At 67.1% G+C, this 22,264-nt stretch carries 17 protein-coding genes; 9 read left to right on the top strand and 8 right to left on the bottom strand.

The genetic code is table 11. The features are described from left to right. Both aceE and nboR read left to right on the top strand, forming a co-directional pair. The coding region (gene aceE / locus TV39_RS17255) for a pyruvate dehydrogenase (acetyl-transferring), homodimeric type (RefSeq protein ID WP_052500610.1) at positions 1-2,733 on the top strand (2,733 nt) is incomplete at its 5' end. A gap of 83 nt (positions 2,734-2,816) precedes the next feature. Beyond that, entirely contained in the window at positions 2,817-3,425 is a 609-nt protein-coding gene (nboR, locus tag TV39_RS17260; protein WP_043483970.1) for a nicotine blue oxidoreductase, read from the top strand. A 4-nt stretch (positions 3,426-3,429) separates the two neighbouring features. Here nboR and TV39_RS17265 read toward each other — a convergent pair whose 3' ends face one another. Then, entirely contained in the window at positions 3,430-4,080 is a 651-nt protein-coding gene (locus tag TV39_RS17265; protein ID WP_043483973.1) for a uracil-DNA glycosylase, read from the bottom strand. Positions 4,081-4,149: 69 nt separating this feature from the next. Here TV39_RS17265 and TV39_RS17270 point away from each other — a divergent pair, with 69 nt between their 5' ends. Next, positions 4,150-4,674, top strand: coding sequence for a DUF488 domain-containing protein (locus TV39_RS17270; RefSeq protein ID WP_043483976.1), 525 nt, complete (start codon positions 4,150-4,152; stop codon positions 4,672-4,674). 55 nt (positions 4,675-4,729) lie between these two features. Here TV39_RS17270 and TV39_RS17275 read toward each other — a convergent pair whose 3' ends face one another. The 6 genes from TV39_RS17275 to TV39_RS17300 form a co-directional block, all read right to left on the bottom strand. Further along, on the bottom strand, positions 4,730-5,713 hold the full coding sequence (locus TV39_RS17275; protein WP_043484704.1) for an aldo/keto reductase: 984 nt from the start codon (positions 5,711-5,713) through the stop codon (positions 4,730-4,732). A 7-nt stretch (positions 5,714-5,720) separates the two neighbouring features. Continuing rightward, entirely contained in the window at positions 5,721-8,573 is a 2,853-nt protein-coding gene (locus TV39_RS17280; RefSeq protein ID WP_043483979.1) for a molybdopterin-dependent oxidoreductase, read from the bottom strand. A 2-nt stretch (positions 8,574-8,575) separates the two neighbouring features. Further along, complete coding sequence (locus TV39_RS17285; RefSeq protein WP_043483980.1) at positions 8,576-9,604, bottom strand: FAD binding domain-containing protein; 1,029 nt, start codon at positions 9,602-9,604, stop codon at positions 8,576-8,578. Further along, positions 9,595-10,914 carry an XdhC family protein gene (locus TV39_RS17290; RefSeq protein ID WP_043483983.1) on the bottom strand — a complete coding sequence of 440 codons (1,320 nt, stop codon included), beginning with the start codon at positions 10,912-10,914 and terminating at the stop codon, positions 9,595-9,597. Before TV39_RS17290 ends, TV39_RS17285 begins: the two co-directional genes overlap by 10 nt. A 189-nt stretch (positions 10,915-11,103) precedes the next feature. Then, positions 11,104-12,600: an NCS2 family permease gene (locus TV39_RS17295; RefSeq protein WP_043483986.1), complete on the bottom strand. Its 1,497-nt coding sequence runs from the start codon at positions 12,598-12,600 to the stop codon at positions 11,104-11,106. Positions 12,601-12,614: 14 nt separating this feature from the next. Then, entirely contained in the window at positions 12,615-13,109 is a 495-nt protein-coding gene (locus tag TV39_RS17300) for a nucleoside deaminase (RefSeq protein ID WP_043483989.1), read from the bottom strand. Positions 13,110-13,500: 391 nt separating this feature from the next. On the opposite strand from TV39_RS17300, the gene TV39_RS17305 reads away from it, so the two are divergent. Beyond that, complete coding sequence (locus TV39_RS17305) at positions 13,501-14,865, top strand: 8-oxoguanine deaminase (protein ID WP_043483991.1); 1,365 nt, start codon at positions 13,501-13,503, stop codon at positions 14,863-14,865. 103 nt (positions 14,866-14,968) lie between these two features. After that, complete coding sequence (gene ligD / locus TV39_RS17310; RefSeq protein ID WP_043483994.1) at positions 14,969-16,222, top strand: non-homologous end-joining DNA ligase; 1,254 nt, start codon at positions 14,969-14,971, stop codon at positions 16,220-16,222. A gap of 113 nt (positions 16,223-16,335) precedes the next feature. Here ligD and TV39_RS17315 read toward each other — a convergent pair whose 3' ends face one another. After that, positions 16,336-16,524 carry a hypothetical protein gene (locus TV39_RS17315; protein ID WP_043483997.1) on the bottom strand — a complete coding sequence of 63 codons (189 nt, stop codon included), beginning with the start codon at positions 16,522-16,524 and terminating at the stop codon, positions 16,336-16,338. A gap of 362 nt (positions 16,525-16,886) precedes the next feature. Between TV39_RS17315 and pucL the strand changes: the two genes are divergently transcribed. The 4 genes from pucL (at position 16,887) to TV39_RS17335 (ending at position 22,223) form a co-directional block, all read left to right on the top strand. Further along, the gene (gene pucL / locus TV39_RS17320) at positions 16,887-17,795 is read left to right on the top strand and encodes a factor-independent urate hydroxylase (protein ID WP_043484000.1); all 909 of its coding nucleotides are present in this window, start codon (positions 16,887-16,889) and stop codon (positions 17,793-17,795) included. 174 nt (positions 17,796-17,969) lie between these two features. Next, the gene (locus TV39_RS17325) at positions 17,970-19,475 is read left to right on the top strand and encodes a nucleobase:cation symporter-2 family protein (RefSeq protein ID WP_043484003.1); all 1,506 of its coding nucleotides are present in this window, start codon (positions 17,970-17,972) and stop codon (positions 19,473-19,475) included. A gap of 163 nt (positions 19,476-19,638) precedes the next feature. After that, on the top strand, positions 19,639-20,463 hold the full coding sequence (locus TV39_RS17330) for a MurR/RpiR family transcriptional regulator (protein WP_043484006.1): 825 nt from the start codon (positions 19,639-19,641) through the stop codon (positions 20,461-20,463). A gap of 197 nt (positions 20,464-20,660) precedes the next feature. Continuing rightward, positions 20,661-22,223, top strand: coding sequence for an NCS1 family nucleobase:cation symporter-1 (locus tag TV39_RS17335; RefSeq protein WP_043484009.1), 1,563 nt, complete (start codon positions 20,661-20,663; stop codon positions 22,221-22,223). Positions 22,224-22,264: the final 41 nt, after the last annotated feature.

A 22,264-nucleotide genomic window follows, 5' to 3' on the forward strand; every position in this document is an offset into this window, starting at 1 on the left:
GGGTTGACTAACCAGCTGCCTGATCGTGATCCGGAAGAGACCGCCGAATGGATTGAGTCCCTGGATACGCTGATCAGGGAACAGGGCACCGAGCGTGCCCAGTACATCATGCGCAGTCTCCTGCAGCGTGCCGGCGCCCAGAGCGTCGGGGTCCCGATGGTCACCACCACGGACTATGTGAACACCATCCCGGTGGACCAGGAAGCGGAGTTCCCCGGCAACGAGGAATACGAACGCCGCTACCGGGCCTACATGCGCTGGAACGCCGCGGTGATGGTGCACCGGTCCCAGCGCCCGAACATCGGGGTGGGCGGGCACATCTCCACCTACGCCGGCGCCGCGACCCTGTACGAGGTCGGGTTCAACCACTTCTTCCGCGGCAAGGACCACCCCGGCGGCGGGGACCAGGTCTTCTTCCAAGGCCACGCCTCCCCCGGCATGTACGCCCGCGCGTTCATGGAAGGACGGCTGACCGAGGAGGACCTGGACGGGTTCCGGCAGGAAAAATCCAAGGCCGGCCACGCCCTGTCCTCCTACCCGCACCCGCGGCTGATGCCGAACTTCTGGGAATTCCCCACCGTGTCCATGGGCATCGGGCCGATGAACGCGATCTACCAGGCCCAGTCCAACCGGTACCTGCACAACCGCGGCCTGAAAGACACCTCCGACCAGCAGGTCTGGGCGTTCCTGGGCGACGGGGAAATGGACGAGCCCGAGTCCCGCGGCCTGCTCCAGCTCGCCGCGAACGAGAACCTGGACAACCTGAACTTCGTGATCAACTGCAACCTCCAGCGCCTGGACGGGCCGGTGCGCGGCAACGGCAAGATCATGCAGGAACTCGAAGCGTTCTTCCGCGGCGCGGGCTGGAACGTCATCAAGGTCGTCTGGGGCCGGGAATGGGATGCCCTCCTGTCCAAGGACGCCGACGGGTCGCTGGTGAAGATCATGAACGAAACCCCGGACGGGGACTACCAGACCTACAAGGCCGAATCCGGCGGGTTCGTCCGGGAACACTTTTTCGGGAAGACCCCGCAGACCAAGGACATGGTCGCGGACCTGAGCGATGACCAGATCTGGAACCTCAAGCGCGGCGGCCACGACTACCGCAAGGTCTACGCCGCGTACAAGGCAGCCACCGAATTCAAGGACAAACCCACCGTCATCCTGGCCAAAACGGTCAAGGGCTACGGCCTCGGCCCGCACTTCGAAGGCCGCAACGCCACCCACCAGATGAAAAAACTCACCCTCGAGGACCTGAAGGAATTCAGGGACTACTTGAGGATTCCGATTTCCGACGCCCGGCTGGAGGAGGACCCGTACAGCCCGCCGTACTTCCACCCCGGCCCGGATGCTCCGGAGATCGCCTATCTGCTTGAGCGCCGCGCGGCACTCGGCGGTTACACGCCCGAGCGCCGGCCCAACCACGCGGCCATCGAACTGCCCGAAGCCAAGACCTTTGATGTTGCCAAGCGGGGAACGGGGAAGCAGCAGGCGGCCACCACAATGGCCTTTGTCCGGCTCTTGAAGGACCTTCTCCGGGACAAGAAGTTCGGGCACCGGATCGTTCCGATCGTGCCGGACGAATCACGGACCTTCGGCATGGATGCGTTCTTCCCGACGGCGAAGATCTACAACCCGGGCGGCCAGAACTACCTCTCCGTGGACCGGGACCTGGTCCTGGCCTACAAGGAATCCGCCCAGGGCCAGCTGATCCACCCCGGCATCAACGAAGCCGGCGCCGTCGCAGCGTTCACCGCCGCCGGCACCGCCTACGCCACCCACGGCGTGCCCCTGGTCCCGGTCTACGTGTTCTACTCCATGTTCGGCTTCCAGCGCACCGGCGACGCCTTCTGGGCCGCCGCGGACCAAATGACCCGCGGCTTCATCATCGGCGCCACCGCCGGACGCACCACCCTCACCGGCGAAGGCCTGCAGCACGCCGACGGCCACTCCCCCATCCTCGCCGCCACCAACCCGGCAGTCGTCACCTACGACCCCGCCTACGGCTACGAAATGGGCCACATCATCCGCGACGGCATCGAGCGGATGTACGGGCCAGCGGCCGCAAGCGGCGAAGGAACCGGAGCTGCATACGATAAAAACCTGATGTACTACATCACCGTCTACAACGAACCCATCACCCAGCCGGGTGAACCCGAGAACCTCGACGTCAACGGTGTGCTGAAAGGCATCTACCGGGTGTCGGCGTCGGGCGCTGAAGGCCCCAAAAGCCAGATCCTGGCGTCGGGCGTTTCGGTGCCGTGGGCTCTGGAAGCCCAGCGGATCCTGGCCGAGGACTGGGGCGTCTCCGCGGACGTCTGGTCCGTCACGTCCTGGAACGAACTCCGCCGCGACGGCCTCGCCGCCGAGGAGGAAGCCTTCCTGAACCCCGGCGAACCGGCCCGGATCCCGTTCGTGGCACAGCAGATGGCCGATGCGCACGGTCCGGTGGTGGCGGTCTCGGACTACATGAAGGCCGTCCCGGACCAGATCCGCCAGTTCCTGCCGAACGAGTTCGCCTCGCTCGGCGCGGACGGCTTCGGCTTCTCCGACACCCGCGCCGCAGCGCGCCGCTTCTTCAAGAACGACACCCACTCCATCGTGGTGAAAACGCTGCAAATGCTCGCGGCGAGGGGCGAGGTGGAGGAGGGAGCGCCGTCGTACGCCATGGACCGGTACAAGCTCCTGGACGTCAACGCCGGAACCACCGGCGGAGCAGGCGGCGACGCCTGAGGCGCGGATCCAAGAAACAGTTGACGGCAGTGTTTCCCCGGAACACTGCCGTCAACTGTCATGTGGCTGGATAGGCTGGAACCATGCGTGATTCGACCCGACCCGGCACGACGGCGGTGCTGCTCGCTGCCGGGTCGGGGTCCCGTTTGGGGCGGGGGCCCAAGGCCCTGCTGCCGTTCCGCGGCCGCACCCTGGTGGAAGTGCTCGCCGGGGTGCTGCTCGACGGCGGCTGCCGCGACGTCGTGGTTGTCCTCGGCGCTGACGCGGGCAGGGTCCGCGAAACCACGGACCTGTCCGCATACACCCTCCTCGAGAACCCTGACTGGCAGTCCGGGATGGGCAGTTCGTTCCGGCTGGGAGTTGCTGCGGCGGCAGCCGGGGACCACGTGCTGGTCGCGCTGGTGGACCAGCCCGGCCTGACTCGGGAAATCGTGTCCCGGCTCCTGTCGGCGCACCGGCTCGGACAGGTCACTGCCGCTGCCTACCGCGGAGCGGACGGCACCCTGCGGCGCGGCCATCCTCTGCTGCTGGACGCCACCCTGCGTGCCGACGCGGCTGAATCAGCAACGGGCGACGCCGGTGCCCGGCATTTCCTGCAGGCCCGCCCGGACCTCATCGACCTGGTGGACTGCAGCGACCAATCCGGTGGCGAAGACCTCGACACCCCGGACCAGCTGGGGCTGCTCGCCTAGCAGTTCAGGGCCGCATTCCCGCTGCCAGCAGCTCTTCCAGTCCCTGTTTGAACCCGGACCGGCCGCCGTGGGCGGGATGTCTGATCTTCGGCACGTCCAGGCCACTCCGGTGCAGGCTGCGGTGCGCCACATTGCCCACGGCCACCACGGTTTCGATCGGAAATAGCTCAGTCAGTGCCTGCCAAAAGGGAGTTCCGAGGGCTGCTTCGGCCGGCTTCGGAGTGCGGTTGGACAACGGGCGCCCCGGCACGTGGGTATGCCACGGGCATGCGCTCCACAGCAGGGGCAGGAATGCCAGCTCGGCCAGGACCTCCCACATCACCGTTGCGGTGGGCTCGGCCGCAACCCCCGCGGCCTCCGCCGGCAGCACGTATCCCTTCCCCGCACCGAACAGACCGAAGGTGTTGGCAGGCCCCTCAAACATGGTGCGGTTGGTGAAGGGAACGCCGGTGATCCTCATGCCCCTGAAGCCCGGGGCCTCCCCCACCAGCAGCACCTTCGGGGAGCGGTCCAGCATTTCCTGCAGGTAGATCCCCAGATTCCGGCGGCGCTGCCCATTCTCCGGCACGGCATGGTCGAAGAAGTTGTTGCATCCCGGCCCTGTTGCCACGGCCGCCAGCCGGTCAATAAAGGCATCGATGGAAGAAGAAGTCATGTGATGCCCTCTCCGTTAGCAGCTCGTCGGGCACCCAGAATATCCGGGCAGCCCCTTTAGCATGGGGACATGACGGACATGACCATCTTCACGGTGGGGCACTCCACTCATCCCACCGACGAATTCATCGGCCTCCTGAAGGCCCACGGCGTCAGGAAGCTGATCGACGTGCGCACCGTCCCGAAGTCCCGGCACAATCCGCAGTTCAATGGGGACTCCCTGGCGGCGAGCCTGCGCGCCAGCGGGATCACCTACCGGCGGATGGAATCCCTCGGCGGCCTGCGGCACGCGCGGAAGGACAGCCCCAATGGCGCGTGGCGGAACGCGTCCTTCCGCGGGTACGCGGACTACATGCAGACCGAAGAGTTTTCCTCAGCCATCGGTCAGCTGATGGAACGCGGGCGCACCAACAATGCGGCGATCATGTGCGCGGAAGCCGTCCCGTGGCGTTGCCACCGCTCCCTGATCGGGGACGCCCTCGTGGTCCGGAACGTCGAGGTGCTGGACATCATGACGGAGACGTCCGCCAAACCCCACACCCTGACCTCCTTCGCACGCGTTGAGGGAGAGCGGGTGTGGTATCCGGCGGACTAACGAGGCGCGCGTTCCAGGACGGCGGCCACGCGGACGGCAGCTGCCGGGTCGCGCCCTACCAGCGCGGGTGGATCGCTTCACGGAAGTAGCGGTCATAGATTTCGCGGACGCCGACGTCGAACGTGGCGTCAATCCCGCTGACACCCGCAGCCGCAGCGTTGGAGCGGGCCTGGTCCACGTTCCGCGCGCCCGGGATCACCGTGCTGACGCCGTCCTGCGCCGCAATCCAGGCGATGGCGGCCTGGGCGGTGCTGACGCCGTCGGGCACCAGTTCCTCGAACTCGGCCACCGCCTTGAGGCCCTGCCCGAAGTCCACACCCGAGAAGGTCTCGCCGACGTCGAACGCGGAACCGGTGCGGTTGTAGTTCCGGTGGTCGTTCTCCGCAAAGGACGTATCCTCGGTGTACTTGCCGGACAGCAGCCCCGAGGCGAGCGGGACCCGGGCGATGATGCCCACCCCGGCGGCCTCGGCCGCAGGCAGCACTTCGTCCAGCGGCTTGAGACGGAAGGCGTTGAGGATGACCTGCACGGTGGCGGTGCCTTCGTGGCGCATGGCTTCGAGGGCTTCGTCGGTCCGCTCCACGCTGACGCCGTAGTTCCGGATGGCACCCTCGGCCACGAGGGTGTCCAGCGCGTCATAGACCTCGGCGTTGCTGTAGACGGCCGTAGGCGGGCAGTGCAGCTGGACCAGGTCCAGCTGTTCCATGCCCAGGTTTCGCCTGGACCGGTCCGTCCACTCGCGGAAATTGGCGAGGTTGTAGTTCTCCGGCACCTGCTCCATCCGGCGGCCCATCTTGGTGGCCACCGTGATGTCCAGGCCCGGGTTATCGGCCAGGAACGCGCCGATGGCCTGCTCGCTGCGGCCGTCGCCATAAACGTCCGCAGTATCGAAGAACGTGACGCCCTCTTCCACGGACGCAGCCAGGATGGCCTGCGCCTGCGCGGGGTCCACGTTCCCCCAGTCCGCGCCAAGCTGCCAGGTCCCCAGGCCAACAATGGAGACGTTCCGTCCGGTCTTGCCCAACTGTCGTTTTTCCATCATCCGACTATAGGCCGTTAGCGCTCTCAAGGCGCGGGGCGACTCCCGCTTCCTTCAGTCCAAGGTAGATCTTGTCCCTGGCAATGGGCAGCTCCGCGAACCGCACCCCCGTGGCGTTCCGGATGGCATTGGCGAGCGCCGGCGCCACCGGGTTGAACGGGCTTTCGCTCATCGACTTTGCCCCCAGCGGGCCCAGCTTGTCGCTGGTTTCGGCGAAATAGACTTCACTGCGTGGCACGTCCGCGAAGGTGGGGATGTGGTACTGCCGCAGGATGTCCGTGGTGACCTTTCCGCCGTCGTCCACCTTCACTTCCTCGTACAGCGCGGCGCCGAGCGCCTGCGCGATCCCGCCTTCGATCTGGCCGCGGCACTGCCGCGGGTTGACCACCACTCCGGCGTCGGCGGCCTGGACGCTCTGCAGGATCTTCAGTTCGCCGGTGCCGGTATTAACCGCCACCCGGAAACCCTGGACGTTGAACGCCACGGATCGGGGCGTCCCGCCCCAGTGGCCTTCGGTGGCGAGCTCGACGCCGGCCTGCTCGGCGGCGTCGAAAATTTCCGTCAGGGGGACGCGGGTTCCCTCGCACACCACCGCGTCCTCCTCCAGCACGCAGCCGGAGGACTGCACCTGGCGGATGCCGGCGGCGAACGCCCGGATCCGGACTGCGAGCTCTTCGGCCGCGGCCAGCGTGGCCTTGCCCGCCACCACGGTCCCGGCCGAGCCGAACGCCCCGGTATCGTGCTGCACCAGGTCCGTGTCCGACTGCCGGACCGTGATGCGCCCCGCCGTGGTGGACAGCGCGGTGGCCGCGAGCTGGGCGTGGACAGTGGTGGTGCCGTTTCCGAATTCGGCGGTCCCGACGTCGGCCGCGTACGTTCCGTCCGGAAGGAGCCGGAGCTTGGAGTGGGCAAAGTGGCCGCGCGGCGGGACGGTGTCGATCATGGACAGCGCGGTCCCCACCCCCGTGACCCAGTCCGGGCCCAGGTCGTCCAGCCCGGCGGCCCGGTACCGCTCCAGCCCGCGGGCCAGGGCATCCTGCACCAGGCGGGTGCACTGGTCCAGCCCGTAGCTGCCGTAGTGCACGTCCTCTTCCGGGTCGGAGTGGGTGGAGAGCATGTCGTCGCCCTCCAGGACCATGTTCCGGCGGCGAAACTCCAACGGATCCATCCCGATCCCGGTGGCGAGCTCGTCGATCCCGGATTCGATGGCGAAAATCATCTGGCTCAGGCCGTAGCCGCGGAACGCCCCGGACGGAACGGTGTTGGTGTACACGGCGTGGGCGTCCACCTTCTTGTTGGCGCACTTGTACACGCCCAGGGATTCGCCGCAGCCGTGGAACATCACGCCCGGAGCATGGTTGCCGTAGGCGCCGGTGTTGGTGAGCACCTCCAGCTGCAACGCGGTCAGGCGGCCGTCTTTGCTGGCACCGGCCTTGAGGTGGATGGTGAACGGGTGCCGGGTGGTGGAGGCCGTGAACTGCTCCGTCCGGGTGAATTCGAGCTGCACCGGCCGCCTCAGCTTCATCGCCGCCAGCGCCACGACGTCCTCCGTGAGCACCTCCTGCTTGCCGCCGAAGCCGCCGCCAACGCGGCCGGCCACCACGCGGATCTGTTCCTCCGGCATATCGAAGACCCTGGATAGGGTGCGCCGGACCAGGAACGGGACCTGGCTGGAGGTGCGGACCTGCAGCCGGCCCTCCCCGTCCACGGATGCGATCGCGGCGTGCGTTTCCAACGCGGTGTGCTGCACCCGCTGGGTCCGATAGGTCTGTTCGTGGATGAAGTCGGCCTCGGCAAACCCGGCTGCCACGCTGCCGAGTTCCGAATGCAGCTCTGCCACGACGTTCTGCTCGGGCCGGCTGATGCGGGCCGCGGGTGCGTCCTTTTCCCCGTGAATCGCCGGGGCACCGGGGCGCATCGCGTCCTCGGGGGTGAAGACGGCGTCCAGCACCTCGTACTCGACTGTGAGGGCCCGGACGCCGGCTTCCGCCGCCGCCACGGAGTCGGCGACGACGGCGGCAACCTTCTGCCCGATGAACCGCACCACGTCATCCAGGACGCGGGTGTCATCCGGATCGTCGGTGTAGAGCTCATGCTGGGCGGTGGAGAAGAGCTGGGCCGGGGCGTCCTCGTGGGTGAAGACGGCCACAACGCCCGGAATCTGAAGGGCAGCGCTTGAGTCAATGGAAATGACCCGCGCGTGGGCGTGCGGTGACCGCAGGAGCTTCAGGTGCAGCAGCCCTTGCAGCTCCTCTGCGGGAACGTCCAGGGTATAGCGGGCTTTCCCGGTGACCACAGCACGGCTGGCGGGGGCGGGAACGTCGTCACCGAGCTGGCCCGGCCTGGGCTCGGGCTGGCCTTCGCCGGCGATGCCCGAACCGGGACCCTTGGGGTCCGGGTGTCCTTCATGGGCGCAGACGGCGTCCTCGATGGCCCGGTAGCCGGTGCAGCGGCACAGGTTTCCCTTCAGGTTCCGGGGCAGGTTTTCCTTCTGCTCCTCGTCGAACGTGGCTGCCGTCATCACCATGCCGGCGGTGCAGAATCCGCACTGGAATCCCTGGCGGTCCAGGAACTGCTGCTGCATCGGGTGGAGGGCGGCGTCGGATCCGCAGGTGCGGGCGAGCCCCTCGATGGTGGTGACGGCGCGGCCCTCGGCCCGGACGGCCGGGTAGATGCAGCTGTGCACGGGAGTGCCGTCCACGTGCACGGTGCAGGCACCGCAATCGCCGCCGTCGCAGCCCTTCTTGACGCCGAAGTTGCCCTGATCGCGCAGGAAGGTGCGCAGGCACTGGCCGGGACGGGGCTCCGCCGTGGCCGGGACGCCGTTGATGTCGATGCCGCGGATGGTGTGGTTGGCCATGCTCAGGCCCCTTCCTGCTGAGGCGACGCCTGCGATGTAACGGTGTGCTGTGAACGGTGCGCGCCGGGCTCCGCCGAACTGCGCTCTTCCAAACTGCGCTGCGTCAGACCGGGCCGCGGCGGCCAGAAGTCCCCGGACACCCGGGCCGGCGGGACCCCTGCCGGGGATGCCAATTCAGCCCTGATTTCTTCGGCCAGCCGGTACGTCATGTCTTTCCGCCAGGCGGGCAGGCCGTGGATGTCGTCGTGGTACAGCCCTTCGGGGATGGCGGCGTCGAGTGCGTCGACAAGCGCCGCCGCAGATGTGGACGCGCCGGACGGCTCATCTTTGGATGTCGCCGCGAAGCGCAGCTGCACGGGGCGTTTTGTGGCGGCGGTGACGGTGAGGACCAGAGTGCCGTCGGCGTCGAGCCTTCCGATCAACAGCACCCCTGATCGGCCCAGGTTGCTGAGCGACAGGCGCCGGAAAGCCACCCGGGCGGCCAGCGCAGATGCCGGGAGGTGGATGCTGCGCAGCAGCTCGCCCGGGGCCAGGCAGTTCTTGCCGTCCCCGGTGACGAACTCGGCCACCGGCACGGTGCGGCCGGTGCCGTCCGTCCCGAGCACCGTGGCCACTCCATCGAGGGCGGCGCAGAGCGACGTCATCGGGCCGGCGGGCAGCGAGGTGCAGAGGTTGCCGCCCACGGTGGACATGTTCCACACCTTGAAGGAGGCCACGAAGGAGTCGCAGCAGGGGCGGATGAGGTCCAGGGCAGGCCAGTCAGTGTCCCGGCCTGCCGCGGCAGCGGACCCGGGCAGCGCGTACAGCTCCGCCACAGTGCAGGTCGCCGCGAGCTCGATGCCCGCATCCGTCACCGTGACGGCGGGCCAGCCGGCGGAGCCGAGGTCCAGCAGCCGCCGGAGCGGTTCTGTGCCGAAGGCAAGGCTCCCGTAGGAGAAGAGCACCGTTCCGCCGGCGAGCCACGCATCGCCGTCGCGCCATTCGGCCGGGTCCTCGGTGCGGACCACCGCCTCGATGGTGTTCATATCCATGGGGTCTCCTGGTGTTGCGGGGTGTTGACGTTGTGAATGGGGCTGGCTTTGTGACTGGTGCCGGCTCCGTGGATGGGGCCGGTTCCGTGGATGGGGCCGGCGACGTCTTTCAGCGACGCCGCCTGCACGGAGGCACCGGCGGAGCGGGTGCGGCTGGCCACGAGTTCGGCCGTGATGGACACGGCCACTTCGGCAGGGGTCACGGCACCCAGGTCCAGCCCGATGGGCGAATGCAGCCTGGACAGGTCCTCGGGGCCTACCCCTGCGGCAAGCAGGGAATCGACGCGCTGCCGGTGGCTGCGCCGCGAACCCATGGCACCCACATAGGCCAGGTCCAGGCCCAGCGCGGTCTGCAGCAGCGGGATGTCGAATTTGGGATCATGGGTCAGGACGCACGCCACGGTCCGGGCGTCGATCCGCCCTGCCGCGGCTTCCTCGGCCAGATAGCGGTGCGGCCAGGCAGTGACCACCTGGTCCGCCCCGGCGAACCGCGACTGGCCGGCGAAGGCCGGCCGTGCGTCGCACAGGGTCACGTGGTAGCCCAGCAGCTGGGCGGCGGGCAGCAGCGCGGCGCCGAAGTCGTTGGCGCCGAAGATCAGCAGGCGGGCCAGGGGCAGCCGGCTCTCCACGAGCAGGGTGATGGGCTCCGGGCTGGTGGCTGAGTTCGTGGTCTGGCCCGGCGGCACGCCCATGCCGGAAAGGCAGCCCTCGGCTGGCGCGAGCCGGACCAGCCCGGTCCGGCCGCCGCGCAGCAGGGGTTCCAGCTGGGCGGCCGCCGCCCGCATCAGGCGGGCCGCCGCGCGCGGGGACAGCTCAGGCAGTCCCAGCAGCACCGCGAGTTCCGCAGAATGCTCCACCAGGAAGCTTGCCGGGTCCGGAATCACGACGGCGCCGCCCCCGTGGGCGTCCACCCGACGGATCAGCGCGAGCGCGCTGCCGGGCCCCTGACCGGCAAGGACCCGCAGGTTCTCCAGCCGGAGCCCGCCGGGCGCGGTGCCCAGGGGTTCGATGTGGATCTCCAGCTCTCCCCCGCAGGTGAGCCCGACGGCGAACGCGTCCTCCGTGCTGTAACCGAAAAACTCGCGGCGCGTGCCGCCGTCGTGCAGTGCCGCCAGCGCCGCTTCCACGACGGCCCCTTCAACGCAGCCGCCGGACAGGCTGCCCAGGACGTCGCCGGCTTCGGACACCAGCATGGAGGTGCCCAGCGGCCTCGGTACGGATCCGCCGGCCCACACCACGGTGGCCAGTGCGCAGCGCTGGCCGGTGGCGGCGGGCTGCCATTCCTTCAGTGAAGGCATCAGATCCAACATTGCTGCACTCCCTTTTCCTGTGCGGCGATGGTGTCCATATTCTCGTTCCTATCGTGCGCCGGGGGAAGCACCGGCAGTTGTGGCACCTGCACCAGTTTCATTGCAGTTTGTGGCTTGCGGTTTGGTGGACCGGGGCCGGCCCCATCTGCCTGCCCCGGTCCGGTCTGTGTGGTCCCTACGCGGGACTCCCTACGCGCCCAGCAGGGCGTTGATGGGACCGCGGGCGAAGTAGATCAGGAAGCCGGCCGTGACCACCCACATCAGCGGGTGCACCTTCCGGATCTTGCCGGAGCAGGCACTGATGACCGCCCAGGAGATGAAGCCCACGCCGATTCCGTTGGCGATGGAGTAGCTCAGTGGCATGGTGACGATGGTCAGGAAGGCCGGCAGTGCCACGGAGAACTTGCTGAACTTGATCTCGCGGATCTGGGCCATCATCATGGCGCCAACAACCACCAGCGCTGCGGCGGCAACTTCCAGCGGCACCACTGACGTGAGCGGCGTCAGGAACATCGAGCCCAGGAACAGCACGCCGGTGACCACCGAAGCCAGTCCGGTGCGGGCGCCTTCCCCGATGCCCGCGGCGGAGTCGATGTACACCGTGTTGGACGAACCCGACGTTGCGCCGCCGGCAACGGCTCCGAGGCCTTCGACGATGAAGGCCGACTTCAGCCGCGGGAAGGTGCCGTCCTTGTGCGCCACACCGGCGCTCTTGGCCAGTCCGGTCATGGTGCCCATGGCGTCGAAGAAGTTGGTGAACACCAGCGTGAACACCAGCATGGTCGCAGCGAGTCCGCCGATCCGGCCGAAGGCGCCGAACAGGTCGAACTGCCCCACCAGGGACAGGTCCGGAGCGGACACCAGCTGGCCGGAGAGGACAGGGGTGTTCAGGTGCCAGCCGCCGGGGTTGCTCGCGCTGCCGGGGCCGATTTTCATGACTGCCTCGACCACCGCGGCGAGCACGGTGGTGGCCACGATGCCGATCAGCAGTCCGCCCTGCACTTTGCGGGCCACAAGGACGCCCATGACCAGCAGGCCCACGATGAACACCAGGGTGGGGACCGAGGTGATGGAACCGTTGTCACCGAGCTGGACCGGGGGCCCCGCCGTCGTGGCACGGACAAAGCCGGAATCCACGAACCCGATGAAGGCGATGAACAGGCCGATGCCCACCGTGATGGCCGCCTTCAACTCCTTGGGTACTGCCCGGAAGATGGCCGTCCGCGCGCCGGTGACGCCGAAGAGGACGATCAGGATGCCGTTGATGACCACCAGGCCCATGGCCTCGGCCCAAGTGACCTCCTGGATCACGGCCACGGCCAGGAAGGAGTTGATGCCCAGGCCTGCCGCGAGCCCAAAGGGCAGGTTGGCGATCAGGCCGAACAGGATGGTCATGACGCCGGCGGTGAGTCCGGTGACAGCGCCCACCTGCGCTGCGGACAGCCAGCCCCCGGCAACGTCGGTGGGGGCATTGTCCGCGCTGAAGCCGCCCAGGATCAGCGGGTTCAGGATGACGATGTAGGCCATGGTGAAGAACGTGACCAGGCCGCCGCGCACCTCGCGGGCCACGGTGGAACCGCGCTTGGTGATCTCGAAGAAGCGGTCCAGGAAGGCGTTCGGCGGCTGCGGGCGCTTAGGGGCGGCCGGTTGCTGCCGCTCGTCGGAGGTGGTGTCCAGGATTGTCATCTCAGCCACCGGCCCTAGTAATCAATCCTGGAGTCGAGCGTGTTCCAGGTGGTGAACGGTTCGAGGACCGGAGGAGCCTGCGGATCCTCGAGTTCAAGCCGGGCCACCGGCATCAGCGCATCGCGCTGGTCGTTTTCGAAGTACTCGTAGAACACTGCGTCGTCGAAACCCACGGAGGCGGCATCGTGCCGGTCCGCCGCGAACACCACACGCTCCACCCGGGCCCACAGCGCCGAGGCCAGGCACATGGGGCACGGCTCGCAGCTGGTGTAGAGGGTGGCTCCGGTGAGGTCGAACGTGCCGAGTTCACTGCACGCACGGCGGATGGCCGTGACTTCGGCGTGGGCTGTGGGGTCATTCGTGGCGGTGACGCGATTGACGCCGTCGAACGCTTGTCCGTCTGCGGTGACAATGACGGCGCCGAACGGCCCGCCGCTGTTGAGGACGTTGGCAGTGGCCAACTCGATGGACCTGGCCAGGAATTCCTGGGCCGTGACGGTGGTACTCATGATGCGACTCCCTTTGCTGGGAAGCCGGTACGCCGAGGTGGAACGAAAAGGCCAGATGCGACGGTTACCAGGCTTCAGCATGTGCTTTTGAAGGTTAAGTTGCGCCTGGTAGATAGCTTCCCCGGTGTCCGGGGGCCCGCCTTTGGCAGAATCGAGACTAGCACCGGAACGTGAGCTGCGCCATAGGTTTTCGGAAAGTTAATTTCGTGATGTGAAATTCGGGTTTCCGCGCTGTCACAACACGTTGGCACGATTCCCGGCGTTGACGCGGCGATTCCCGCCGCCTTACGCTGATGCCCAACCGGCGCCACGGGCGCCGGACGCCTGGATCAGCAGACAGGCCCTCACTGAGCTGGAACTTCATCCGCACGCTCAGGCAGGAGCCCGCCCCATGACCACGCACCCCTCCGATTCCCGGCTCTGGATCCGGAATCCGCTCACAGCCTTCACCGCCAACAGCCTTGACGCCTCCGGGGGCGTCGTGGTGGCCGGCGGAGTCATCACGGAAGTCCTGGCCGCCGGCCAGCTGCCCTCCGCACCCTGCCAGGAAACCTTCGACGCCGGCAGCCACGTCCTGCTGCCCGGCCTGATCAACACCCACCACCACTTCTACCAGACACTCACGCGCGCCTGGGGACCGGTGGCCAACGCTCCGCTGTTCCCGTGGCTGCAGAACCTGTACCCGGTCTGGGCACGGCTCACGCCGCGCGACCTGGAACTGGCCACCACCGTTGCCCTCGCGGAACTGCTGCTCTCCGGTTGCACCACCGCCGCGGACCACCACTACCTCTTCCCCAACGGCATGGAGGATGCCATCGACATCGAAGTCCGGGCGGTGCGGGAGCTCGGCATGCGGGCCACGCTCACCCGCGGCTCCATGACACTCGGACAGGACGACGGCGGCCTGCCGCCGCAGTCCACTGTCCAGCAGCCGGACCTGATCCTGGCGGACAGCGAACGGCTCATCCGCGAGTACCACCAGCGTGGCGACGGCGCCGTCATCCAGATTGCCCTGGCGCCGTGTTCGCCGTTTTCCGTGACCAAGGAGATCATGGCCGAAAGTGCCGTCCTGGCGGAACGGCATGACGTCCGGCTGCACACGCACCTGGCCGAAACCCTGGACGAGGAGGACTTCTGCCGGGAGATGTTCGGCCTGCGCACGGTGGAGTACCTGGAGAGCGTGGGCTGGCTGGGCAACCGGACCTGGCTGGGCCACGGCATCCATTTCAGCGATGCCGAGATCGCCGCGCTGGGAGCCGCGGGCACCGCCGTCGCGCATTGCCCCACCTCCAACATGCGGCTGGCTTCGGGCACCGCGCGGGTGCTCGAACTGGAGGACGCGGGAGTGCCCGTGGGGCTGGGAGTGGACGGGTCGGCATCGAACGATGCCTCGAACATGATCCTGGAGGCGCGGCAGGCGCTGTACCTGCAACGGCTGCGCTACGGGGCGCAGGTCCCCGTGGAGCGTGCGCTGGGGTGGGCGACCAGGGGGTCCGCGGCGGTCCTGGGCCGGTCAGACCTGGGCCAGCTGGCGCCCGGGATGCAGGCCGATCTGGCGCTGTTCAGGCTCGACGACCTGCGGTTCTCCGGCAGCCACGACCCCCTCGCCGCGCTCCTGCTGTGCGGAGCGGACCGGGCCGACCGCGTCATGGTGGGCGGGCAGTGGCGCGTGGTGGACGGAGCGATTCCGGGGCTGGACGTTGCCGGACTGATCGCTGAGCACTCGGCCGCGGCACGGAAGCTGGTGAGCGGGTAGGTTCCCGGGGCCTTCGCTGGCCGGTGCCTTGGCTGGCCGGTCAGCGGGTCTGGCCGCGGCAGCGGGTCTGGCCGCGGCATCCGATCGTTGCTAGCGTGGCGGAATGAGCCCCTCGAAGGCCCCGGCCGAGATCCTCGACATTGACGGCACCGAGGTTCGCATCTCGAGTCCGGACAAGGTGGTGTTCCCCGAGCCCGGGCTGACGAAGCTCGACCTGGTGCAGTACTACCTCGCCGTCGCGGACGGTGCGCTGCGCGGCGCCGGCGGGCGGCCGATGGTGCTCAAGCGGTTCCCGAAGGGCATCGACGCCGAACCCTTCTTCCAGAAGCGCGTACCGGAGAACCACCCCGGCTTCATCGACACGGCAACACTGCACTACGCGTCCGGGACATCGGCCGAAGAGGCCGTGATCCGCGATGCCGCCGGCCTGGCGTGGGTGGTGAATCTTGGCTGCCTCGACCTCAACCCGCATCCCGTGCGGGCCGAGGACCTCGAGCACCCCGACGAACTCCGGGTGGACCTCGACCCGATGCCGGGGGTCGACTGGTCCCAGATCGTCGATGTCGCCTATGCGGCGCGGGAGGTGCTCGACGACGTGGGGCTGGTGGGGTGGCCGAAGACGAGCGGCTCGCGCGGACTCCACATCCTGGTGCGCATCGCGCCGCAGTGGTCGTTCCGCGACGTGCGGCTCGCCGCAGAGACCTTGGCCCGCGAGGTCGAAAACCGCGCTCCCGGTCTCGCCACCGCGCGGTGGTGGAAGGAGGAGCGCGGCGAGAGTGTTTTCGTCGACTTCAACCAGAACGCCAAGGACCGCACGGTCGCCTCTGCGTACTCCGTCCGGCCCCGGCCCGACGCCCGGGTTTCCATGCCGCTCACATGGGACGAGGTCCGCTCCATCCGGCCGGAACAGTTCACCGTGCTTACGGTGCCCGCGCGCTTCGCGCAGGGGGGCGATCCGCACGCCGGGATCGACGACGCGGCTGGCAGACTGGACGGACTCCTGGCTCTGGCGGCCGAGCTAGGCCCCGCCGAGAAGCCGCCACGCGGCGGCGACGGCTCGGGCCGCCGGCAGTCGGTGATGCCGCTCATCGAGGTGGCCCGCACCAGGACCAAGCCCGAGGCACTCGCGGCGCTCGACGAATGGAAGACCCGGCACGCCGATCTCGTCCCCGCCCTGCACCCGGCCGATGTGCTGGTCGACGGCATGCGCGGATCAAGTTCGCTCTGGTACCGGGTGCGGGTGAACCTGCAGCACGTCCCCGAAGCGGAGCGTCCGCCGCAGGAGGAGCTCACCGCCCACTATGACCCGTGGGCCGGCAAGGAATGGCCGGGGCACCCGGGCACACCGGGCACCTGAGGCCTGCGACGCGCAAAGTGCCCATCGACACGCAAAAGGCCTGGCGACACCCGGATTCCAGTGTCGCCAGGCCTTGTGCGTGTCATCAGCGAAGATGCGTGTCGTCAGGCTCGTTATGAACGTTGGCCGCCGAAACCCGGCAGGCCGTGGACCCAGCGCGAGAAGCGGCCCGGGACATGCTCCCGGTCTGCAGGCAGGTAGAAATCCGGATCCGTTCCGCCTCCGAGGGGGAGGTAGAACTCCTGGACTGAGGGTGCCGCCGTCTGTGCCGGTGCAACCGGCGTTGTGTCCTGCTGGTACATCTGATCCTCCTCCGAGGTAGTTAATGGTTCATTCAAAGATTCCGCAAAATGGAAAAGAACTTTTGCTATGTGAAATATCCTAGAGCTGCCCCCTGGCGTTCGTCAATGGTTCCGGGCACCCTCGGTCACAATCCGATTTTTCATCTAGTGATGTACACCACGGCGATGCTCGGCTACGCTTTAAGTCAACTCGTGGCGTAGGTCACGTAACCTGGGAGCAGCAGGCAGGGTCGTAATGAGCTGGCGTCATTGGATGCCGGCTCTTTTTTGTTGGGTCGGCTCCATCAGAAACGCGTGTGTAACACGCGCTTAATTTCAATGATGGAACCTAGGTTCCACATCACGGAAGTTGGGAATAGACCATGAGCAGCAAAATCATCCTCGGCCAGAACCAGTACGGCAAGGCCGAAGTCCGGGTCGTCAAGATCACCAGGGACACCGACCGCCACGAGATCGAAGACCTGAACGTCACCTCGCAGCTCCGCGGGGACTTCGCCGCCGCCCACCTTGAGGGCGACAACAGCCACGTCGTGGCCACGGACACGCAGAAGAACACCATCTACGCGTTCGCCCGTGAAGGCGTCGGCTCGCCCGAGGCCTTCCTCCTGCGGCTGGGCGAACACTTCACGTCCAGCTTCGACTGGGTCACCGGCGGCCGCTGGGAAGCCGAGTCCTACAGCTGGGACCGGATCCAGGCCCACGGCGCCGAGCACGACCACTCCTTCGTGCGCAACGGCCAGGAAGTCCGCACTGCGGTGCTGGTCCGCGACGGTGCGGCCGCCCACCTCATCTCGGGCCTGAAGGACCTCACCGTCCTCAAGTCCACCCAGTCGGGCTTCGTCGGCTACCCGCGGGACAAGTACACCACCCTGCCGGAAACCACGGACCGCATCCTGGCCACCGATGTTTCGGCCCGCTGGCGCTTCAACGCCAACACGGACTTCAGCTCGCTGGACTTCAACAAGAGCTACGAGGACGTCAAAAGCCTGCTGCTGGAGGGCTTCACCGAAAAGTACTCCCACGCCCTGCAGCAGACCCTGTTCGACATGGGCGCCAAGGTCCTGGAAGCGCACAGCGAGATCGACGAGATCAAGTTCTCGATGCCCAACAAGCACCACTTCCTGGTGGACCTCTCGCCGTTCGGCCTCGACAACCCCAACGAGGTCTTCTTTGCAGCCGACCGCCCGTACGGCCTGATCGAGGCCACGGTCCAGCGCGAGGACGCCACCCCGGCGGACATCGCCTGGTCCGGCATCGCCGGCTTCTGCTAAACCGTACCCGGTGGTTGAGCCTCTCGACGCCCCCGGGTCTCGACAGGCTCGGCCACCGGGCACCTCCCGGCCTCTCCCCAGCTCGACCACCTGGGCCACCAACGATTCACAACTGTTAGCCAGACACCGTTAGCCAGACAAAGACGTCTGCCATGAACACCAAGAAAGTCTGCCATGAACACCAAGAAGAAATCGGCCGCTGCAGTGGCCGCCTCCGGCCGCAAGAAGTCCGACCGCCCCGAAGACCAGAGGCTGCCCATCGGAAGCACGTTTGCCTACGGCTTCCAGCACGTCCTCACCATGTACGGCGGCATCATTGCCCCGCCGCTGATCATCGGCGCAGCCGCCGGCATGTCATCGCAGGACATCGGCCTGCTGATCGCCGCCTGCCTTTTCGTCGGCGGCCTCGCCACCATCCTGCAGACCATTGGCATTCCGTTCTTCGGGTCCAAGCTCCCGCTAGTCCAAGGCGTCTCCTTCGCCGGCGTTTCCACCATGGTGGCAATCGTCCACGGCGGCGGCGGGATCCAGGCGGTGTTTGGCTCGGTGATTGCTGCCTCGCTGATCGGGCTGCTCATCACCCCGCTGTTTTCCAAGATCATCCGTTTCTTCCCGCCGGTGGTGACGGGCACAGTCATCACCACCATCGGCCTGACGCTGATGCCGGTTGCCGCCAACTGGGCCATGGGCGGCAACAACAAGGCACCGAACTACGGCAGCATGGCCAACATCGGCCTGGCCGCGGCCACCATGGCGATCGTGCTGCTCCTGAGCAAGGTGGGCAACGCCGCGATTTCCAGGCTGTCCATCCTGCTGGCCATGGTGCTCGGCACGGGGATTGCCTTCGCCTTCGGCATGGCTGACTTCTCCAAGGTGGGCCAGGGCGAAATCGTTGCGTTCCCCACCCCGTTCGCCTTCGGGCCGCCCACCTTCGAGATCGCCGCGATCATTTCCATGCTTATCGTCATCCTGGTGACGCTCACCGAAACCTCGGCGGACATCATTGCCGTGGGCGAGATCGTGGGCACCAAGGTTGACTCCAAGCGCATCGGCGACGGCCTGCGGGCCGACATGCTCTCCAGCGCCATTTCCCCGCTGTTCAACTCCTTCACCCAGAGCGCCTTCGCCCAGAACGTTGGCCTCGTTGCCATCACGGGCGTCAAGAGCCGCTTCGTGGTCAGCGCCGGCGGCCTGATCCTGGTGATCCTCGGCCTTCTGCCCGTGCTTGGCCGCGTGGTCGCAGCGGTGCCGACGCCCGTCCTGGGCGGCGCCGGCGTCGTACTCTTTGGAACCGTTGCCGCAAGCGGCATCCGGACACTCGCCAAAGTGGAGTACAAGAACAACATGAACCTGATCATCGTGGCGGCGTCCATCGGCTTCGGCATGATTCCGATCGCTGCACCGGCGTTCTATGACAAGTTCCCCTCCTGGTTCGGCACCATCTTCCACTCGGGCATCAGCTCGGCCGCCGTCATGGCCATCCTGCTCAACCTGCTCTTCAACCACCTCAAGGCCGGCAACTCCGAGAACCAGTCGGTTTTCGTGGCCGGCACCGGCCGGGTGGTCCGCGAAGAGGACCTCAAGTGCCTGGCCCACGGCGACCGTTTCGAAGACGGCAAGCTGATCGACTGCGACGGCAAGGAAGTCCCGGTGGAGTCGGCGTCGAAGTCTGACCACTAAGTTAGGCCCACCGGCACAGGCACCACCCGCCTGCACAGAGCGCGAACGGACAGCTGCGGCCCCTTTCCGACAGGGCCCCAACTGTCCGTTCGCGCTTCTGCGTCGCTGATCCGTGCCGCCGCGGCCGATGCTGCAGCCGCCCCTCCTGTGAGACGGTTGTTTCATGAGGATCGACGAACGCATCCAACGGCACTATGCGGAGCTGAGCCCCCAGGAACAAAAGGCGGCAGACACGCTCCTGGACCGCCTCGGGGAGCTCGCCGTCTACAACGCCGCGGAACTTGCCAGGCTCAGCGGTGTCTCCAAAGCCACCATGAGCCGCCTGTTCCGGCGGCTCGGCTTCGAGGATTTCAACGAGGTCAAGGAACATACCCGGTCCATCCGTTCCAGCGGCATGCCGCTGGGCCCGCAGTCGTCCGACGGCGGCCTGGCCGCCCACTGGGGGCAGGAGCAGGAAAATCTGCGCCGGCTGGCTGAATCGCTCGACGAGGACAGGCTGTCAGAGGCCAGCGGCAAACTCGCCGGTGCTGGCACCGTGCTGCTGCTCGGCTTCCGCAACAGCTTCCCGGTGGCGCTGCACTTCCGTCAGCAGCTCCTCCAGTGCCGCCCCGCGGTATCCGTGGCACCGCAGCCCGGGCAGAGCCTCGGCGAAGAGTTCGCCGGCCTGGGCGCCGGCGACGCGGTGGTCCTGTTCGGTTTCCGACGGCGGCCTGCCGGTTTCCGCAAGATCCTCCAGGCAGCGTCGGCCACCGGGGCAGCGACCATCTTGATCGCGGACCCGAGCGCCCGCCTTCTCGCTGCCGACGCCGCCATCTGGCTCGAGTGCCCGGTGGACGGCGCCCACGCCTTTGACAGCTACGCCGCGGCCATGAGCCTGGTCAGCGCGCTGGCCAACGGTGTGCTCATCGCCTCGGGACGGGCCGGCCGCGAGCGGGTCCGCGAGGTCACGGGCATGTTCGACACACTGGGCGAGATCGAAGCGCGCTAACCCGGCCCGGCGCCCGCCCGGGGCGCCCGCGCGCCGCCGCCGCACAACGCCGCCGCAGCACAGCTTGTCGCAGCACAGCAACGGGCTGAAGTAAACAGGATTTGTTGCGCCAGAAACAGCTCTGAAACATTGGTTCCATCTAATTGAAAGTGCGAAACGGCCGGATCGGCGGCTGTCCCCATCTCTCAGAGGAAACCATGACAGATTCCGCGACGGCCGCACCCCGGGTGGCAGCACCCGCCCGCACCGGCCAGCTCCCCGACTACGATCCCCAGCTCAGCAACGAGGATCTGGTCCCCCTTAAGAACCAGCGCTGGACCAGCTACAACCTGTTCGCCTTCTGGATGTCGGACGTCCACAGCATCGGCGGCTATGTCACGGCAGGAAGCCTCTTCGCCCTGGGCCTGGCCAGCTGGCAGGTCCTCGTGGCGCTGCTGGCGGGCATCGTGATCGTCAACATCTTCTGCAACCTCGTGGCCAAGCCCAGCCAGCTGACCGGCGTGCCGTACCCCGTCATCAACCGGGCCGTCTTCGGCGTCAAGGGCGCCAACATCCCGGCAATCATCCGCGGACTGATCGCAGTTGCCTGGTATGGCGTCCAGACCTTCCTCGCCTCCGAAGCCCTGGTGATCGTCTTCCTGAAGTTCTTCCCCGGCATGGCGCCGCTGTACGACGTCGAACAGAACGGCTTCCTGGGCCTCTCCACCCTGGGCTGGATCTGCTACGGCATCCTCTGGGTGGCACAGGCCGCGCTCTTCTGGAACGGCATGGAAAGCATCCGCAAGTTCATCGACTTCGCGGGCCCCGCCGTCTATGTGGTGATGCTTGTCCTGGCCATCTACCTGGTCTCCAAGGCGGGCATCGGCAACATCAGCCTGAACCTCTCCAGCGGGCCGCCCCTGGACTTCGCCGCCTCCATCCCGGTGATGGTCTCCGCGATCGCCCTGGTGGTGTCCTACTTCTCCGGGCCCATGCTCAACTTCGGTGACTTCGCCCGGTACGGCAAGAGCTACAAGGCCGTGAAGAAGGGCAACTTCCTGGGCCTGCCGGTGAACTTCCTGTTCTTCTCGCTCCTCACGGTCATCACGGCGTCAGCAACGATCCCGGTGTTCGGCCGCCTCATCACGGACCCGGTCAAGACCGTTCAGGAAATCGACACCGTTTTCGCCGTGCTGCTGGGCGGACTCACCTTCGTCATCGCCACCGTGGGCATCAACATCGTGGCCAACTTCATCTCGCCCGCGTTCGACTTCTCCAATGTCAGCCCGCAGAAAATCAGCTGGCGGGCAGGCGGCATGATTGCCGCCGTCGGCTCCGTCATCCTGACCCCGTGGAACTGGTACTCCAACAACGACGCCATCCACTACACACTGGGCGTCCTGGGCGCGTTGATAGGCCCGCTGTTCGGCATCCTGATCGCCGGGTACTACGTGGTGAGCCGCCAGAAAGTCTGGGTGGACGACATGTACACGTTGAAGACCACCGGCCGGTACTGGTTCCGGAACGGCTACAACCCGAACGCCGTCAAGGCCGTGGCCATCAGCGGTGCAATCTCCATCGCCTCCGTACTGATTCCCAAAATCCTGCTCGACACCGGCGCCACCGCGGTGAACGCCACCTGGATCGGCAACTACAGCTGGTTCCTTGGCTGCGCCCTCGGGTACGTGGTCTTCCAGGCCCTTGAGCGCAGGTCCCCGATGATCTCGCTCGAACCCGCCGGCGAGGAGAGCGGCGCGGTCAGCGACGGCACGCTGGTGTAGCACCCGCCGCCGGGGCTTAAGTGTCCGTTCGCGCTCGACTT

The organism is Arthrobacter sp. SPG23, assembly GCF_000876655.1.
Lineage (GTDB): Bacteria > Actinomycetota > Actinomycetes > Actinomycetales > Micrococcaceae > Arthrobacter.

Excerpts from the sequence above, each read along its gene's own strand:
- TV39_RS17300 (WP_043483989.1), bottom strand. The coding sequence starts at position 13,109 with ATGAGTACCACCGTCACGGCCCAGGAATTCCTGGCCAGGTCCATCGAG.
- TV39_RS17325 (WP_043484003.1), top strand. The coding sequence starts at position 17,970 with ATGAACACCAAGAAGAAATCGGCCGCTGCAGTGGCCGCCTCCGGCCGC.
- TV39_RS17275 (WP_043484704.1), bottom strand. The coding sequence starts at position 5,713 with ATGGAAAAACGACAGTTGGGCAAGACCGGACGGAACGTCTCCATTGTT.
- nboR (WP_043483970.1), top strand. The coding sequence starts at position 2,817 with ATGCGTGATTCGACCCGACCCGGCACGACGGCGGTGCTGCTCGCTGCC.
- TV39_RS17280 (WP_043483979.1), bottom strand. The coding sequence starts at position 8,573 with ATGGCCAACCACACCATCCGCGGCATCGACATCAACGGCGTCCCGGCC.
- TV39_RS17265 (WP_043483973.1), bottom strand. The coding sequence starts at position 4,080 with ATGACTTCTTCTTCCATCGATGCCTTTATTGACCGGCTGGCGGCCGTG.
- ligD (WP_043483994.1), top strand. The coding sequence starts at position 14,969 with ATGAGCCCCTCGAAGGCCCCGGCCGAGATCCTCGACATTGACGGCACC.
- TV39_RS17270 (WP_043483976.1), top strand. The coding sequence starts at position 4,150 with ATGACGGACATGACCATCTTCACGGTGGGGCACTCCACTCATCCCACC.
- TV39_RS17335 (WP_043484009.1), top strand. The coding sequence starts at position 20,661 with ATGACAGATTCCGCGACGGCCGCACCCCGGGTGGCAGCACCCGCCCGC.
- TV39_RS17295 (WP_043483986.1), bottom strand. The coding sequence starts at position 12,600 with ATGACAATCCTGGACACCACCTCCGACGAGCGGCAGCAACCGGCCGCC.
- TV39_RS17315 (WP_043483997.1), bottom strand. The coding sequence starts at position 16,524 with ATGTACCAGCAGGACACAACGCCGGTTGCACCGGCACAGACGGCGGCA.
- TV39_RS17305 (WP_043483991.1), top strand. The coding sequence starts at position 13,501 with ATGACCACGCACCCCTCCGATTCCCGGCTCTGGATCCGGAATCCGCTC.
- TV39_RS17285 (WP_043483980.1), bottom strand. The coding sequence starts at position 9,604 with ATGGATATGAACACCATCGAGGCGGTGGTCCGCACCGAGGACCCGGCC.
- TV39_RS17290 (WP_043483983.1), bottom strand. The coding sequence starts at position 10,914 with ATGTTGGATCTGATGCCTTCACTGAAGGAATGGCAGCCCGCCGCCACC.
- TV39_RS17330 (WP_043484006.1), top strand. The coding sequence starts at position 19,639 with ATGAGGATCGACGAACGCATCCAACGGCACTATGCGGAGCTGAGCCCC.
- pucL (WP_043484000.1), top strand. The coding sequence starts at position 16,887 with ATGAGCAGCAAAATCATCCTCGGCCAGAACCAGTACGGCAAGGCCGAA.